Raw genomic sequence first — 16,628 nt, forward strand, 5'->3', positions numbered from 1 at the left:
CAGGAATCGCAGATGAGGCTTCTCTCATCCGCGAGGGGTCACGAGGTGACGACGACGTCGACGACGGCGGGGGCGAGACCGGGAGACGACGCCGTCACCACGACGCGGCCGGCACCCCTCGGCTTGACGATCGCGAGGAGCCTGCCGTCGAAGGTCGTGACGGTCGGTCCGGCGAACGACTCCTCGCTGTCGGTGCGCCCGGATCCCACGCCGGCGAGCGTGCCCGGACCGCTCACCTCCACCGTGACCGGGACGTCACGTCCGCAGACGACGACGCCCGCGGCATCCTCGAGCGTCACGGCGATGAACGCGAGATCCTCCGGGCCGACCGTGGCCGCTTCGGCCCGCGCGGCGAGGGCGGGCTCGCCCGCCGTCGCGAGCACATGGCGGCCGACCTCGACGCCGGCCCTGCGCGCCACCGCGACGAGCTCACCGGGACGGTACCGGGTCGCGAACCGCGCCATGAAGGCCTTCGGCTCGCCGACGGGCGCGACGCCGAGACTCACCGCGTCGACGAGCAGCTCGACCTCGTCGGCATCGGCGTAGACGTCGACCGTGACGGGGGCTCCCGCCGCCGCCCACGACCAGGAGGAGACCGAGTCCGTCCATGACCACGGCGTCGTAGCCGTGGGGCGCCCGTGGTGCTCGGGCCGGTGCACCGCGATGTAGGGCTCGCGGCGACGACCGAAGACGATCTCCCGGTAGAAGGAGATGGGACGACGGTGCCCCGTGATGTCGATATCGCCGCAGCCCGCGAGGCGGTACGGGTAGGGCCCCGCCGTGCCGGTCGGGACGTACCCGGGCGTGTCCGTGTAGTCGACGCGGCCGATGCCGGCCTCCCCGAGGTAGTCCCAGCCCGTCCAGGTGAAGTCTCCGATGACGTGGGGCAGCTCCGTCACGAGCGCCCACATGACGTCGATGCGCTCGGGGAAGGTCTCCGAGCCGACGATGACGCGGTGGGGATGATCCAGCGCGTCCTGCCGGTAGCGCGAGTCGGCGTAGTTGAAGCCGACGATGTCGAGCACCGCGGCGGACTCCTCGATGGAGGCGCTCACGAGAGGCGAGGCGTTCATCAGCCCCATCTGCTCGCCCATGTCGGCCATCATCGTGTTCGCGTCGGGCATCTGCTCGCGCGCCTCGGTCATCCGGTCGAGGTTGGCGATGATCCCGTTGATGCCGTTGGTGACGAACCGTGTGGGGTCGAGCTCGCGCACGCGCTCGGCGAGGCGGCGGCTCCACGTCGCGCCGATCGGGGTGCCGAGCTCGAGGATCTCGTTGCCGATCGAGTACATGACGACGCTCGGGTGGTTGCGGTCCTTCGCCACGAGGCCGGCGACGTCGTCGCGCCAGCGCTCCGGAAAGGTGGCGGTCGCGTCGAACGGGGCCTTGGACCGGGTCCAGGCGTCGGTGAGCTCGTCCATGACGAGCATGCCGTGCCGGTCGCAGGCGTCGAGCATCGCGCGGCTCATGGGGTTGTGGGCGCTGCGCAGCGCCGTGAAGCCGGCGCGTTTGAGCAGGCGCACCCGACGATCCTCCGCGGCGGGCTCGGTCGCCGCGCCCAGCGGGCCGTTGTCGTGGTGCACGCAGGCGCCGCGAAGATCGATCGACCGCCCGTTCAACCGCAGACCGTGCTGCGGATCGAGCTGGAGCGAGCGGATGCCGAAGACCGTGACGTCCTCGTCGAGGAGGCGGCCGTCGGCATCCACGAGGGCGCTCCGCACCCGGTAGAGCGCGGGCGTGTCGATGTCCCACCGCTGCGGGTCGTCCAGGACGAGCCGCGCCCGGGCGACGACGGCCGTCCCCGGAAGCACCGTGACGGGGGACTCGCCGGCCGCGGCGAGTTCCCCGTCGGGCGCCTCGATCCGCCAGTGGAGCCGGGTCGTCCGCGTGTGGCGGGTGGTGTTCGCGACGGTCGTCGCGACCGCCACGACAGCACGCTCGTCGTCGATGTCGGGGGTCTCGACGTGGACGCCGTCGAGCGGGATGTGCACCGGATCGGCCACCACGAGGTGCACCGGACGGTAGATGCCGGCGCCGGAGTACCATCGCGAGTCACGGTGCGCGCGGGCCTCGACGCTGATGCGGCTGACCGACCCGAACGCGAGGAACGGGTCGAGCACGACGGAGAATCCGGCGTAGCCGTTGGCCTCGTGCGCCACGACCTGGCCGTCGACGAAGACGACGGCGTCGCGGTACACCCCTTCGAACTCGAGCACGACGGTGCGGGAGCGCCACTCGTCGGGCACCTCGATCGACCGCACGTACTCGAACACGCCGCCCGGGGTGTAGCCGGTATGCACTCCCTGCGGGTCGGACGCGCTGCGTGGAAGGTCGCGCAGCGCATCGTGCGGCACCGTGACGGGGACCGGACTCCGGTCGCCCTCCGCCGTCTCGAACGGCCCGAGCTTGGGTCCGACGGTCCACCCGTCGTGCAGGGTCGTGCGGATCACGGACCGACCTCCTCGTCGCGACCCGCGGGCGCGGGCCGATCGCTCGCCGGGTCGGACTGATCGCGCAAGCGGGTCCAGTCGATGTCGACGAAGGTCGCGAACAGGGCGCGCAGCTCCTCGGCCATGTCGAGCGAGTCGCGATCGAGCAGCCACTGCACCTGGAGTCCGTCCATGAGTGCGACCGCCGCGACCGCGGCGCGTCGCGGCGTCATGCCGTGCCGGAGCAGACCCTCGTCGCGCAGCCACTGGAAGGAGCGCTCGATGTTGCCGCGGGTGTACTCGTAGCGGCGCACGAAGTAGCCGTGGGCGGGGTGGTCGGACGAGGTCGCCTCGGCCGACAGCGTCGTGTAGAGCTCGACGACGCCCGGACTGGAGGCGTTGTGGGCGGCGAGTGCGACGAGGCCGCGCAGCACCTCCGCACCGTCGTCGGATTCGATCGGGACGAGAGCACGGGCGCGATCGTCGCGCTCCTCGAGGACGGCCTCGAGCATGGCGCCCTTGTTGCGGAAGTGGTGCAGCAGACCCGCCTCGCTCATGCCCACCCGGGTGGCGATGTCGCGCAGGGATCCGGATCGGTAGCCGGACTGCGAGAACACCTCCAGCGCGGCATCCAGGATCGCCTGCCGGGTGGCTCCGGTCTTGGCGTAGCTGCCTCGCCGACGGCCGCGCGCGGGGGCGGTCGTGTCGGTCGTCATCATGGTCGTCCACCTGTCCGTCGTCGCCCTCGTCGGCGATCGCGAGGCCAGTCTGCCCGCTCCGGCATCGAAAACCTAGCGACCGGTAGAAATTCGTCTTCAAAACCTAGTCATCGCTCGGATTTGCTGCTAGCGTCCAGCGCCAGGGCGATCCACCGGGGTATCGCCTCCCGAGAAAAGGACCAATGATGTTCCGATGGAAGGCCACAGCAGCCCTCACGGTCGTCGCGGCGCTCGCCCTGGCGGGATGCGCGAGCGGCGACACCGGATCGGGCGGCGGCGACAGCGGCCGCGCTGATCGACTCACCCTCACGGCGATCGCCGCTCCAACCAGTTACGACATCGGCCAGGGCGCGGAATGGGGCAACCGCAGCCCGTTCTTCCAGGCCGTCTTCGACACCCTGCTGTCGAAGGACTCCGCCGGCGAGACCCAGCCGTGGCTCGCCACCGAGTGGGAGTACAACGACGACAACACCGTCCTCACGCTCACCCTGCGCGAGGGCGTGGAGTTCAGCGACGGCACGCCGCTGGACGCCGAGGCCGTCGTCGCCAGCCTCGAGCACTTCCGCGACGGCACCGCCCCGCAGGCGGCGACGATGGCGGGCAAGGAGTTCGCGGCCGTGGACGCCACGACGGTGACGATCACGCAGGAGGCGCCGGACCCGTCGCTGATCAACCTGCTCTCGATCGCCCCGGGCCTCATCCAGGCGCCGTCGACCTTCGACGACCCCGACTCCGCGACCGACCCGATCGGCTCGGGCGCCTACATCCTCGACACCGCCTCGTCGGTGACCGGCACCACGTACAACTACACCGCCAACCCCGACTACTGGAACGCGGACGCCGTCAAGTACGACAACCTCACGATCAACGTCCTCGAAGACGTCACCGCCACCACCAACGCCATCCGCGCGGGCGAGGCGAACGGCGCGAAGATCGCCGACAACAACACGATCTCGGAGGTCGAAGGCGCCGGCTGGACGATCGAGTCGAACGAGCTCGACTTCCAGGGCCTGCTGCTGCTCGACCGCGCCGGGACGATGGCCCCGGAGCTGGCCGACGTGAAGGTGCGCCAGGCCATCAACATGGCGTTCGACCGCGAGGCGCTGCTGCAGTCCACGCAGAGCGGCTACGGAACCGTCACCGAGCAGGTGTTCCCCGAGACCTCCGTCGCCTACGACGCCGCGCTCGACACCACGTACGCCTACGACCCGGAGGCCGCGAAGGAGCTCCTCGCCGAGGCGGGCTACCCCGACGGCTTCACGCTCAGCATGATGTCGACGCCGGCCTTCCAGACCACCTTCGACCTCGTCGCCCAGCAGCTGTCCGACATCGGCATCACCGTCGAGTACACCGACCCCGGCACGGGCAACTTCATCACCGACATGCTGGCTCCGAAGTACCCCGCCACGTGGATGGCGCTCGAGCAGAACCCCGACTGGCAGCTGATCAACTTCATGGTCGGACCCGACGCGACGTTCAACCCGTTCGGTTACCAGGACCCCACCGTCGACGGTTACATCCAGACCGTGCAGTTCGGCACCCCCGAGGAGTCGGACCAGGCCCTCAAGGACCTGAACGCGTACCTCGTCGAGCAGGCGTGGTTCGCGCCGTTCTTCCGGGTGCAGGGCACGTTCGCCACCGACGCGAACACGAACCTCGAGTTCTGGCCCACCAACGCCTACCCGTCGATCTTCGACTTCTCGCCGAAGAACTGATCCGACTCCCCCGGGCCGGGCGGTCTCGCGCCGCCCGGTCCGGGGGCACCACCTTCGGGAAGGCATCATGCTCACATTCATCCTGCGTCGCCTCCTCTCGGGCGTCGTCCTGATCGCGGTGATCTCGTTCCTCGCGTTCGTCCTGCTCTACGCGGGGGGCGGCGACATCGCCCGCCGCATCCTCGGCGAGAACGCGACCGCCGAGACCGTCGCGAAGAAGACCGAAGAACTCGGTCTGAACCGCCCCCTGCTCGCGCAGTACGGCGACTGGGTCGTCTCCGCCCTCACCGGGAACCTCGGACGCAGCTGGTTCACCGGGGAGCTCGTCTCGGTCAGCGTCAGCGGACGCCTCGCCGTCACGCTCTCGCTCGTCCTGGGCGCCACCATCGTCTCGGCCGTCCTCGCCGTCGTCCTGGGCGTGCTCGCGGCACGTCGCGGCGGCATCATCGACGGAGCCGTGCAGTTCCTCTCGCTCGTCGGCTTCGCCGTTCCGGGCTTCCTCATCGCCCTGCTCCTCGTGCTGGTCTTCGCCATCAACCTCGGATGGTTCAAGGCGACGGGCTACGTGCCCATCACCACATCGCCGACGGGCTGGCTCGCATCGGTGACCCTGCCCGTGGTCGCCCTCTCGCTGGGGGCGATCGCGACGGTCGCGGCGCAAGTGCGCGGCTCGGTCATCGACGCGATGTCGCGCGACTACGTCCGCACGCTCCGCTCGCGCGGGCTCGGCATGGGCTCGGTCATCTACAAGCACGTGCTGCGCAACGCCGGCGGACCCGCCCTCGCCGTCCTCGCCGTGCAGTTCGTCGGTCTTCTCGGCGGCGCGGTCGTCGTCGAGCAGATCTTCGCCATCCCGGGCATGGGTCAGCTGAGCGTCCGCTCCACCACCCTTGGCGACGTCCCCGTCGTCATGGGGCTCGTGATCGCCTTCGCGGTCATCGTCGTCATCGTGAACCTCCTGATCGACCTCGCCCAGGCCGCTCTGAACCCGAAGGTGAGACTGTCATGACCGCCATCGACGTGCCTCCCGCCGTCCCCATTGCCCCGGTGCGGGTCAGCCTGTTCCGTCGGCTCATCACGAAGCCGCTCGGCGTCGTGTCGGCGCTGTTCCTCCTGCTCGTCGCGGCGATCGCGATCCTGGGGCCGCTCATCGCACCCCAGGACCCGAACTACGCGGACATCCGCAACGTGCTGGCGGGACCGAGCGGCGCTCACCTCCTGGGCACCGACGGCAGCGGTCGCGACGTGCTCTCGCGGCTGCTCGCCGCGACGCAGACCAGCGTCGCCGCCGCGCTCATCGCCGTCGTCGTCGCCGTCGTCCTGGGCGTGGTCAGCGGCCTCATCGCCGGCTACTACCAGGGCTGGTTCAACACCGTCGCGACCTGGGTCACAGAGCTGAACATGGCCCTCCCGGGCATCGTGGTGCTCCTGGCGGCCCGAGCGGTGCTCGGCCCGTCGGTGTGGATCTCGATGTTCATCTTCGGCATCCTGCTCGCGCCCGCCTTCTTCCGACTGGTCTACGCGGCCGTCACGGCGGTGCGCGGCGAGCTCTACGTCGACGCGGCCCGCGTCTCGGGCCTCGGCGACGGCCGCATCATCGGACGTCATGTGCTGGCCGTCGTCCGCGCGCCGATCATCATCCAGGGCGCGATCATCTCGGGCATCGCCCTGGCGATCCAGTCGGGATTGGAGTTCCTCGGCCTCGGCGACGTGAACGTGCCCACCTGGGGATCGATGCTCACGGACGGCTTCAAGAACATCTACAAGACGCCCGTGCTGATGATCTGGCCCTCGCTCGCGATCGCCCTCACCTGTATCGCGCTGACCCTGCTGGCCAACGTGATGCGCGACGAGCTGGAGCGCACCGTCTCGGTGCGCCGCAAGCGCCGTCGTGCCGTGACGACGGCGACGGGATCGATCGCAGCGGTGACCACCTCGGTGGCCACCGGCGGCGGCGAGCCGATCGAGGACCTCGACGAGCTTCCGATCGTCGAAGGCGCCGGCGTCACCATCCACCGCGAGGACGCCCGCAGCAAGGCCTCCGAGAAGGTGCTCGAGATCCGGGATCTGCGTGTGGGCTACGACCAGCCCGACGGATCGCACATCGAGGTCGTCCACGGCGTCTCGCTGGACGTGCGCAAGGGCGAGGTGCACGGACTGATCGGCGAGTCGGGCTCGGGCAAGACGCAGACGGCGTTCGGCGTGCTGGGCCTGCTCCCCCGAGGCGGCCGGGTGACCGACGGTTCGATCCGCTACGGCGGCATCGAGCTCGCCGACGCCTCGGACCGCGTCTACGCGGGGGTGCGCGGAAAGCGCATCGGCTACATCCCGCAGGAGCCGATGAGCAACCTCGACCCCTCCTTCACCATCGGCAGCCAGCTCGTCGAGCCGCTGCGCACGACGCTCGGTCTGTCGAAGAAGGATGCCACCGAACGCTCGCTCGACCTGCTCGCCCGAGTGGGCATCCCGCAGCCCAAGCGCACGTTCGACGCCTACCCGTTCGAGGTCTCGGGCGGCATGGCCCAGCGCGTCCTCATCGCCGGCGCGGTCTCGACCGACCCGGAGCTGATCATCGCCGATGAGCCCACGACGGCCCTCGACGTCACGGTCCAGGCCGACGTCCTCGACCTGCTGCGCGATCTGCAGGCCGAGCACCACATGGCCATGCTGCTGGTCACGCACAACTTCGGCGTCGTCGCCGACCTGTGCGACCGGGTGACCGTCATGCAGAACGGCCGATTCGTCGAGCAGGGCCCTGTCCGTGCGATCTTCAACGACGCGCGTCATCCGTACACGCGGGCGCTGCTGGAGGCGATCCTCGACGAGGGTCCCGCCCGCCCCGCACTGGCCACGAAGGGGGCGAACGCATGAGCGTTCCGCTGCTGGACATCACCGACCTCGTCGTCGAGTACCCCGGCAAGGGGCTCCGTGCACAGCCGTTCCGGGCGCTGCAGGGCGTCTCGCTCGACATCCTGCCCGGAGAGACGGTGGGGCTGGTGGGCGAGTCGGGATCGGGCAAGACGACGCTCGGACGCGCAGCTCTCGGCCTCGCCCCCGTCACGGAGGGGTCCATCGTCTTCGACGGGCGGGACATCTCCCATCTGAACCGGCGACAGCGCCGCCCCCTCAGCGCCGACATCCAGGTGGTCTTCCAGGACCCCTATTCGTCGCTGAACCCATCGATGACGATCGAGCAGATCCTCACCGAGCCGCTGACCGCCGCCGGGGTCGGCACCCGCGAGGCGCGCGACCGCGTCCGCGAGCTCCTGGACCAGGTGGGTCTGCCCGCCGATGCCCGGAGCCGCCTGCCCCGGGAGTTCTCCGGCGGCCAGCGGCAGCGAGTGGCGATCGCCCGGGCTCTGGCGCTGCGGCCCCGGCTGATCGTGTGCGACGAGCCCGTCTCGGCGCTCGACCTGTCGACCCAGGCGCGCGTGCTCGATCTGTTCATCGAGATCCAGGAACGGACCGGCGTCGCCTACCTGTTCGTCACCCACGACCTCGCCGTCGTCCGTCACGTCAGCCACCGCGTCGCGGTCATGTACCGCGGCGAGATCGTCGAATCCGGCGATGCCGACCGGGTGACCTCGCGCCCGGAGCATCCCTACACGCAGCGCCTGTTCATGGCGGCGCCCGTCCCCGACCCCGACCGGCAGGAGGAACGTCGGGCCGCCCGCCGGGCGTTCCTCGACGGCGAGGCCGCGCGCGGCGCAGCCTGAACGGATGCCGGGGCCCGACCCTGGGCCCCGGCATCCTCTCCCCTCGACCACCCCCTCTGTCTTGGAGTCCTCGTGACCGCATCCACCGACCACCTCCGTCCGCTGCTCGAGCGTCTGTCGCTCGAGGACAAGGCCGCTCTCGTGCAGGGCGCCGACTTCTGGACCACGGTCGCCCTGCCCGCCATCGGCCTGCGGGCCATGACCCTCTCGGACGGACCCGCCGGTGTGCGCGGCCCGCGATGGGACGAGCGCGAGCCGTCGCTCAATCTGCCGTCGGGGTCGGCCCTCGCGGCATCCTGGGATGCCGACCTGGCGTACCGCTACGGCGCCGCCACGGCAGCCGAGGCACGCCGCAAAGACGTCGACGTCGTCCTCGGGCCCACCATCAACCTGCACCGCACCCCCTTGGGCGGCCGGCACTTCGAGTGCCTCTCGGAGGACCCCGAGCTCACCGGCGTGCTCGGCGCCGCCTATGTGCGCGGCCTCCAGGACCACGGCGTCGCGGCGACGCCCAAGCACTACGTCGCCAACGACTCCGAGACCGACAGATTCACCGTCGACGTCCAGGTCGACCAGCGCGCGTTGCGCGAGCTGTACCTCGCCCCCTTCGAGCGGGCCGTCGAGGCCGGCGCGTGGGCGATCATGAGCGCGTACAACTCCGTGGCCGGCGTGACCATGACCGAGAACGACCTGCTCGAGACCCCGTTGAACAGCGAATGGGGCTTCGACGGCGTCGTCGTCAGCGACTGGACGGCGGTGCGTTCGCTCGACGCCGTGCCCGCAGCGCAGGACCTCGCGATGCCCGGGCCCGCGCCGGCGTGGGCCGAGCTGGCCGCGGCCGTTCGCGACGGCCGGCTCGACGAGGCCGACCTCGACCGCAAGGTGCTGCGCATCCTGCTGCTGGCCGAGCGCGTCGGGGCCCTCGGCGACGCCGACGGGACGTCCCGGCCCGACGCACCGGACGGCGCCGCCTTCGCTCGCGAGGCCTCCGTCGCCGGCACCGTCCTCCTCCAGAACGACGGGGTGCTGCCGCTCGACGCCGGGGCGCTGCGTCGCGTGGCCGTGATCGGGCAGAACGCCCGCGACGCGCGCACCCAGGGCGGCGGGTCGGCGACCGTCGTGCCCGAGCACGTCGTCTCGCCCGTCGACGGACTGCGCGCCGCGCTCGGCGACGCCGAGGTGCGTTTCGAGATCGGCGCCGTCGTGCAGGAGGGGGTGGCCGAGCTCCCGCTGGCCCAGCTCGAGAACCCCGTCACGGGCGAGCCGGGCGTGCGCGTCTCCTTCCTCGGCGCGGACGGCGACGAGCTGTTCGCCGAGGACCGCCGCTCCACCGCCCTCGTGTGGTTCGGAGGCGACGCGCCGATCGCGCAGAGCGCGACGATCGTCTACGAGACACGCCTGACCCCCGACACCACCGGTGCGATCGAGCTCGGCTTCGCCGGCGCCAACCCGGGACGCCTGTTCGTCGACGGCGAGCTGGTGCTCGATGACGCGCCCGTGCTCACCGGCACGGACCTGGGTGCCGCATTCCTGAACCCGCCGTCGCTCACGGTGCCCGTCCCGGTGACCGCGGGCACCGCGATCGAGGTGCGCGTGGAGTTCGACCGCGAGGGCTCCGGAGCCATCGCCGGGGCGTTCTCGGCGACCGTCGGGATCGCGCCCGAGCGCGCCGACGCCGACGACCTCATCGCGCGCGCGGCGCTCGCGGCCGCCGCGGCGGAGGTCGCGGTGGTCGTCGTCGGGACGAACGCGAAGGTCGAGTCCGAGGGGTACGACCGCGTCGACCTCGATCTGCCGGGCCGCCAGGACGACCTCGTGCGGGCGGTCGCGGCAACCGGCACGCCGACCATCGTGATCGTCAACGCCGGATCGCCCGTCGTGCTGCCGTGGGCCGGGGAGGTCGCGGCGATCGTGCAGGGCTACTTCGGCGGCCAGGAGTTCGGTCATGCGCTGGCCGACATCCTCACGGGCGACGCCGAGCCCGGCGGCCGCCTTCCCACGACGTGGCCGGCGTCGCTGGCCGAGGTGCCGGTGACCCAGGCGGTGCCGACCGACGGCGTCCTGCGCTACGACGAGGGGATCCACATCGGCTACCGCGCGTGGCTCCGCCAGGGGACCGAGCCCGCCTTCCCGTTCGGGCACGGACTCGGGTACACGACCTGGCGGTGGGATGCCGCCGAGCGTCGCGGCGACACGCTCGCGGTGACCATCACCAACACCGGCGAACGCGCCGGCAAGCAGGTGGTGCAGGTGTACGCCGAGCGCGCCGACTCGAGCGTCGAACGCCCCGCGCGCTGGCTCGTCGGGTTCGCGACCGCGCATGCCGAGCCGGGCGCGACCGTGACGGTCGAGGTCCCGGTGGCGGCGCGCCGGTTCGCGCACTGGAGCGACGGCTGGGTCGTCGAGCCCGGGGAGTACACCCTCAGCGCCGGCTCGTCGGTCGCGGAGCGGCCCCTGACGACCGCATGGGAGGTGACCTCGCGATGATCGAGCTCACCGGCATCCTGCACGGCCGCGCCGACGAGCGGCTCGCTTCCGTCGTCACGCGACTCTCGGGGTTCCTCGAGGCGGACCCCGACCTGTCGTTCCAGGTCGCCGCGTTCCATCGCGGCGCGCCGGTGCTGGACGCGTGGGGCGGCCCGCATCTCGCCGAGCACGCGGTGATCGTGCCCTACTCGGTCACCAAGAACACCATCGGACTGTCGGTCGGTCTGCTCGTCGAGCGCGGCGAGCTCGACCTCGACGAACGCGTCGCGCACTACTGGCCCGAGTTCGCCGCGAAGGGCAAGTCCGCCGTCACCGTGCGGCAGCTGCTCTCGCACCAGGCCGGGCTTCCGCAGACCGACCTGCCGTTGACATGGGACGAGCTGCTCGATCACCACGCCGCGGCGGCCCGCCTGGCCGACACGGCGCCGTTCTGGCATCCCGGCAGCGCTTTCGGTTATCACGCGATCACGATCGGCAACCTCGGCGACGAGCTCGTGTTCCGGGTCACCGGCAGCACGCTGCACGAGTTCTACGAGCGCGAGATCCGCGCGCCGCACGACATCGACTTCCACCTCGGACTCCCGCCCCGGCTCGAGGACCGCCGCGCCGACGTGCTGCCGATGATCCAGCCCGTCTCGGCTGCGCCGACCCGCGCCTTCTCGGCGCTCGGGCCGAAGGTGTTCGGCGGCTCGGGCACGGACGTCGACCTCGGCAACTCCCCGCGCAGCTGGCGGTACGGTCACCCGGCCGGCAGCGGCGCGGGCACGGCGCGCGGTCTCGCCCGACTATTCGCCGTCATGGTCACCGGCGCCGACGGCGAGCCGCCCGTGCTCGGCGCCGACACGGTCGCCGCGATCGGACAGCAGCAGGTGCGCGGCTACGACGAAGTGCTCCACCAGCACGACCGCGCGCACGCGATCGTGTTCCAGAAGCCCTCGCAGCAGCTCGCGTTCGGCGGACCGCGCTCCTTCGGGCACGACGGCGCCGCCGGAGCGCTCGCCTGCGTCGACCCCGACGCCGACCTCGCCTTCGCCTGGACGATCGCCCGGGGTCCGTGGCCCGGGGGTGCCGACCCGCGGGCCGTCGCGCTGGCGGCCGACCTCGGCCGCATCCTGACCTGAGCACCATGCGACCGAGACGACACCGGAGCCGATGATGACGACGCTGTACAACCCCCTCGTGAACGGCTTCCACCCCGACCCCTCGGTCGTGCGGGTGGACGACGTCTGGTACCTCGCGACGTCCACGTTCGAGTACCTGCCCGGCATCCCGATCCACCGCTCCCACGACTTCGAGACCTGGGAGCTGATCGGCCACGTCGCCACGCGCCCCGGTCAGCTGGGGGTCGAGGACGTTCCGACCGCCGGCGGGGCGTGGGCACCGACGCTGCGTCACCGCGACGGTGTCTTCCACCTCGTCGTCAGCGACGCGATGGGCCGCGGCATGCTCCACTTCACCGCGACGGATGCCGCGGGGCCGTGGAGCGACGGCGCGTCCATCCTGGACGTGGACGGGATCCGCCCACTCGACGGCATCGACCCCGACATCGCGTGGGACCACGACGGCACCGTCGTCATCACCTACTCGGGGCTGATCCTCGACGGGCCCGAGCGTGGCCGGCACCTGGGCATCCAGCAGGCCCGCGTCGACCTCGACACCCACCGGGCCACCGAGCCGGTGCGATCGATCTGGTCGGGCACGGGCGGGCAGTTCCCCGAAGCGCCGCACCTGTACGCGCACGAGGGCCGGTGGTACGTCCTGATCGCCGAGGGCGGCACCGAGCGTGGGCACGGCATCTCCATCGCCCGCGGCGACCGCCCCGACGGCCCCTTCGAGACCGCGCCCCACAACCCGCTCGTGTCGGCACGCTCGACGATCCGGCCGGTGCAGAACACCGGTCACGGAGACCTGGTCGTCGGGCCGGACGGTCACTGGCTGTGCGTGCTGCTGGGCGTCCGGCCGCGATCGATGACGCGAGCCTTCTCGGCACTGGGACGGGAGACCTTCGTGACACCCGTGCGGTGGCGGGACGACGGCTGGCCCGAGATCGACCCGGTGCAGCTCAGCCCCCGGCCCGGCACCGCGCGCGAGATCTCCTTCGACGTCCCCCTCGACCGCGAATGGATCGCCGTCCGCGCCCTGCCCGGGCAGGTCGCCCGCGTCGCGGACGGCCGTCTGGTGCTGCGAGGGACGGGCGCGACCCTGGACGATCCCCGACCCGTCTTCGTCGGGCGCAGACAGGAGCACCTGACCAACGAGGTGACCGTCGACATCGACGTCTCGTCCGGCACGGGCGGCATCGCGGTGCGCTACGACGAGCGCTTCCACGTCGAGGTCGAAGCCGGCGACGGCGCGGTGCGGGCGCGCGCGGTCGTCGCGGGCCTCGTGCAGGAATGGCGGCACGAGATCGGCTCCGCCCCGATGCCGCTGCAGCTGCACATCGCCTCGCGGCGTCCCGAGGACGCCGGAGGACTGGCGCGCACCAGCGATGTGTTCCATCTCGCGGCGACGGTGGGCGGCGAGCGGATCGAGCTCGCCGAGGTGGACGGCCGGTTCCTCTCGTCCGAGACGGCCGAATCGTTCACCGGGCGCGTCATCGGGGCGTACGCGGTCACCGGCGAGGTCGCCGTGACGCGGTGGCGGGTGTCCGGGAGCGACGAATGACCGGCCCGCGCATCGCGAGCCTGCGAGCCGAACTGCGAGATGACAGCCCGTTCGTCGCCACGCCGACGCCCCGCCTGACCTGGAGCGTCGCCACCGGGGAGCCCGACTGGCGTCAAACCTGTGCCGAGCTCGACGACGGCTCGGGGCCGATCGCCGTCGAGGGCGGCGAGAGCGCGCTGGTGCCCTGGCCGTTCGCTCCCCTCGAGACCGGCGAGACCCGCCGGGTTCGCGTGCGCGCGCACAGCGCGTCGGGCACGGTGACGCCGTGGAGCGACGAGATCGCGGTCGCCGCCGGATTCCTCGGGGAGGGCGAGTGGGTCGCCCTCCCCGTGGGCCTGGCCGACCCCGACCGTCCCGCGCAGCCGGCCGTCGTCCGCAGCCGCTTCCGCATCGAGCGCCCGGTGGCCCGTGCGCTGCTGCTGTGGACGGCGCTCGGCTCGGCCGAGCCGGAGGTCAACGGCATCCCGGTCTCGGACGACGTGCTCGCGCCGGGATGGACGGCCTACCGCGACCGCCTCGTGCACGAGAGCGTCGACGTGACCGGCCTCGTCCGAGCGGGCGACAACGAGCTCTCGGCCACCGTCGCGGGCGCCTGGTACACCGAGAAGTACGGATTCTTCGCCTTCGCCGACCGCCTGTACGGTGACCAGCCGTCGTTCCTCGCCCAGGTGCGCGTGACCTACGACGACGGATCCGTCGACACCGTCGCCGCCACCGGCGCGGGTTGGGAGGCGGCCGGCGATGGACCGATCGTCGCGTCGGGCATCTACGCCGGCGAGCACCAGGACCTCCGCCGTGCACCCGCGTCGTTCGCCCCGGTCCGCGTCGGCGCTGCGGCCCGCGCGGGCTACGAGCACGTGCCCGTTCCCGAAGCGCGCATCGCTCCCCCGGTCCGCCGCACGCAGACCCTGCCGGTGGTGCGCGTGCTGGCCACGCCGTCGGGCGGACGCGTGCTGGATTTCGGGCAGAACCTCGTGGGACGACTGCGGCTGCGCGTGCGCGGCACGGCGGGCACGCGGCTGATCGTCCGGCACGCGGAGGTGCTCGATGGCGGCGAGCTGGCGCTGCGACCGCTGCGCAACGCCGCCGCGACGGCGACGTTCGACCTGTCCGGCGGCGACGACGTGCTCGAGTCGCGCTTCACGTTCTACGGATTCCGCTACGCCGAGGTCACCGGGACCGATGTCGATCCCGGCGACGTCGAAGCCGTCGTCGTGCACACCGACATGACCCGCACCGGCTGGTTCGCTTCGTCCGATCCCCTCATCGACCGTCTGCACGAGAACGTCGTATGGGGCATGCGCGGCAACTTCCTCTCCATCCCCACCGACTGTCCGCAGCGCGATGAGCGCCTCGGCTGGACGGGCGACCTGCAGGTGTTCGCGCCGACGGCATCCTTCCTCTACGACTGCGCCGGGTTCCTCACCTCGTGGCTGCGCGATCTGGCGCACGAGCAGCGACGCGACGGCGGCTCGGTGCCGGTCGTCGTGCCCGCGGCCCTCACCGGCTTCGGGGCGTTCGGGGTGAGCCCGGCCGCGTGGGGCGACGCGGCCACGGTGGTTCCCACCGTCATGTACGAGCGCTTCGGCGACCGGGACGTCGTCGCCGCGCAGTACCCGAGCATGCGCGCCTGGGTCGACGCGGTCGCCGCGGACGCCGGCGACGGCGGCCTCTGGGCGGGGCGGATGCAGCTCGGCGACTGGCTCGATCCGTCGGCACCGCCCGACAAGCCCGGACAGGCCAAGGTCGACTCCGACATCGTGGCGAGCGCGTACTTCGCGCGGTCGCTGCGCCAGGTCGCCGACGCCGCCGCGATGCTGGGGTTCGAGGCCGACGCCGCCCACTACGCCGCGATGGCCGAGCGCAGCCGAACAGCCTTCGTCGCCGAATACGTCACGCCGGCGGGCCGCATGGTCAGCGACGCCCCCACCGCCTACGCGCTCGCCCTGGAGTTCGGCCTCGTGGTCGAGCCGGACGTGCGCTCGGCCCTCGCCGCCCGCCTCGCCGAGCTCGTCCGCGAGGGCGGCTACCGCATCGGGACGGGCTTCGTGGGCACACCGCTCGTCACCGATGCCCTCGCCCACGGTGACCGGCTCGCCGTGGCCGAGCGGCTGCTCACCCAGACCGAGGCCCCCTCCTGGCTGTACCCCGTCACGCAGGGCGCCACCACGGTCTGGGAGCGCTGGGACTCGCTGCTGCCCGACGGCAGCGTCAACCCGGGAGAGATGACCTCGTTCAACCACTACGCCCTGGGCGCGGTCGCCGACTGGTTGCACCGCACCGTCGCCGGGCTCGCTCCGGCCGCCCCCGGTTACCGGCGGCTGCGGATCGCCCCGCGACCGCTCGAGTCGCTCGACCACGCATCGGCCCGCCACCTCACCCCGTACGGCGAGGCCGCGGTTTCGTGGCAGCGCGTGCGCAGGGGCGACGGCGACGGCGACGAGATCGTCGTGCGAGCGATCGTGCCGCCGAACACGCGGGCCGAGGTCGACCTGCCCGTGCCGGCCGGCCTCCCCGGCCGGCACGACGAGGTCGGCTCCGGCTCTCACGAATGGCGGTTCCCCGCCGCCGCGCCGCTCGAACGCCGGCCGCTCGATGGCATTCGAGCCGCGTTGGCCGACGTCGTGGACGACCCGCGGGCCTACCGCGCCCTGATCGACACCCTCGCCGAACGCGCCCCCGACCGGGTGCCGGGCGTCCGCGACCAGACCCGTTGGGGCGCGGGTCGGACCGTCACCTCGGTGCTCATGTTCGCCCCGCCCGACCTCGTCGACGCCGTCGACGCCGCGATCCGAGACGCCACCGCCCGCTGACCGGCGACGCGACCGGCACCGCGCCGATGCGGTCCGCCGCGCCCCGTCCATCCCGACCGACCCGACCCACCCCGCCCGAGGAGGC

Annotated in this window: 10 protein-coding genes; 8 read left to right on the top strand and 2 right to left on the bottom strand. The window is 72.0% G+C overall.

Annotated features, from left to right (window positions below; all coding sequences use genetic code 11):
• Positions 1 to 38: 38 nt before the first annotated feature.
• Both HW566_RS06355 and HW566_RS06360 read right to left on the bottom strand, forming a co-directional pair.
• Positions 39 to 2,450 carry a glycoside hydrolase family 2 TIM barrel-domain containing protein gene (locus HW566_RS06355; protein ID WP_178011349.1) on the bottom strand — a complete coding sequence of 804 codons (2,412 nt, stop codon included), beginning with the start codon at positions 2,448 to 2,450 and terminating at the stop codon, positions 39 to 41.
• Positions 2,447 to 3,148, bottom strand: a complete 702-nt coding sequence (locus HW566_RS06360; RefSeq protein WP_178011351.1) for a TetR/AcrR family transcriptional regulator — start codon at positions 3,146 to 3,148, stop codon at positions 2,447 to 2,449. The genes HW566_RS06355 and HW566_RS06360 overlap by 4 nt, the downstream gene beginning before the upstream one ends.
• Before the next feature lie 182 nt (positions 3,149 to 3,330).
• On the opposite strand from HW566_RS06360, the gene HW566_RS06365 reads away from it, so the two are divergent.
• From HW566_RS06365 to HW566_RS06400, 8 genes are all read left to right on the top strand, one after another.
• Positions 3,331 to 4,863 carry an ABC transporter substrate-binding protein gene (locus HW566_RS06365; protein WP_256728901.1) on the top strand — a complete coding sequence of 511 codons (1,533 nt, stop codon included), beginning with the start codon at positions 3,331 to 3,333 and terminating at the stop codon, positions 4,861 to 4,863.
• A 67-nt stretch (positions 4,864 to 4,930) separates the two neighbouring features.
• Complete coding sequence (locus tag HW566_RS06370; protein WP_178011353.1) at positions 4,931 to 5,872, top strand: ABC transporter permease; 942 nt, start codon at positions 4,931 to 4,933, stop codon at positions 5,870 to 5,872.
• Positions 5,869 to 7,734, top strand: a complete 1,866-nt coding sequence (locus tag HW566_RS06375) for a dipeptide/oligopeptide/nickel ABC transporter permease/ATP-binding protein (protein ID WP_178011355.1) — start codon at positions 5,869 to 5,871, stop codon at positions 7,732 to 7,734. Before HW566_RS06370 ends, HW566_RS06375 begins: the two co-directional genes overlap by 4 nt.
• Positions 7,731 to 8,579 carry an ATP-binding cassette domain-containing protein gene (locus HW566_RS06380; RefSeq protein ID WP_178011357.1) on the top strand — a complete coding sequence of 283 codons (849 nt, stop codon included), beginning with the start codon at positions 7,731 to 7,733 and terminating at the stop codon, positions 8,577 to 8,579. Before HW566_RS06375 ends, HW566_RS06380 begins: the two co-directional genes overlap by 4 nt.
• A 198-nt stretch (positions 8,580 to 8,777) precedes the next feature.
• Positions 8,778 to 11,066 (top strand): beta-glucosidase, encoded by a 2,289-nt coding sequence (locus HW566_RS06385; protein WP_256728943.1) that lies wholly within the window; start codon positions 8,778 to 8,780, stop codon positions 11,064 to 11,066.
• Complete coding sequence (locus HW566_RS06390; protein ID WP_178011361.1) at positions 11,063 to 12,187, top strand: serine hydrolase domain-containing protein; 1,125 nt, start codon at positions 11,063 to 11,065, stop codon at positions 12,185 to 12,187. Before HW566_RS06385 ends, HW566_RS06390 begins: the two co-directional genes overlap by 4 nt.
• Positions 12,188 to 12,218: 31 nt before the next feature.
• A complete protein-coding gene (locus HW566_RS06395) occupies positions 12,219 to 13,730 on the top strand; it encodes a glycoside hydrolase family 43 protein (protein WP_178011363.1) in 1,512 nt (503 codons plus the stop codon).
• The gene (locus HW566_RS06400) at positions 13,727 to 16,543 is read left to right on the top strand and encodes an alpha-L-rhamnosidase (RefSeq protein WP_178011365.1); all 2,817 of its coding nucleotides are present in this window, start codon (positions 13,727 to 13,729) and stop codon (positions 16,541 to 16,543) included. Before HW566_RS06395 ends, HW566_RS06400 begins: the two co-directional genes overlap by 4 nt.
• Positions 16,544 to 16,628: the final 85 nt, after the last annotated feature.

The sequence above is a fragment of the Microbacterium oleivorans genome, assembly GCF_013389665.1.
In the GTDB taxonomy this organism is placed as follows: Bacteria; Actinomycetota; Actinomycetes; order Actinomycetales; family Microbacteriaceae; genus Microbacterium; species Microbacterium oleivorans_C.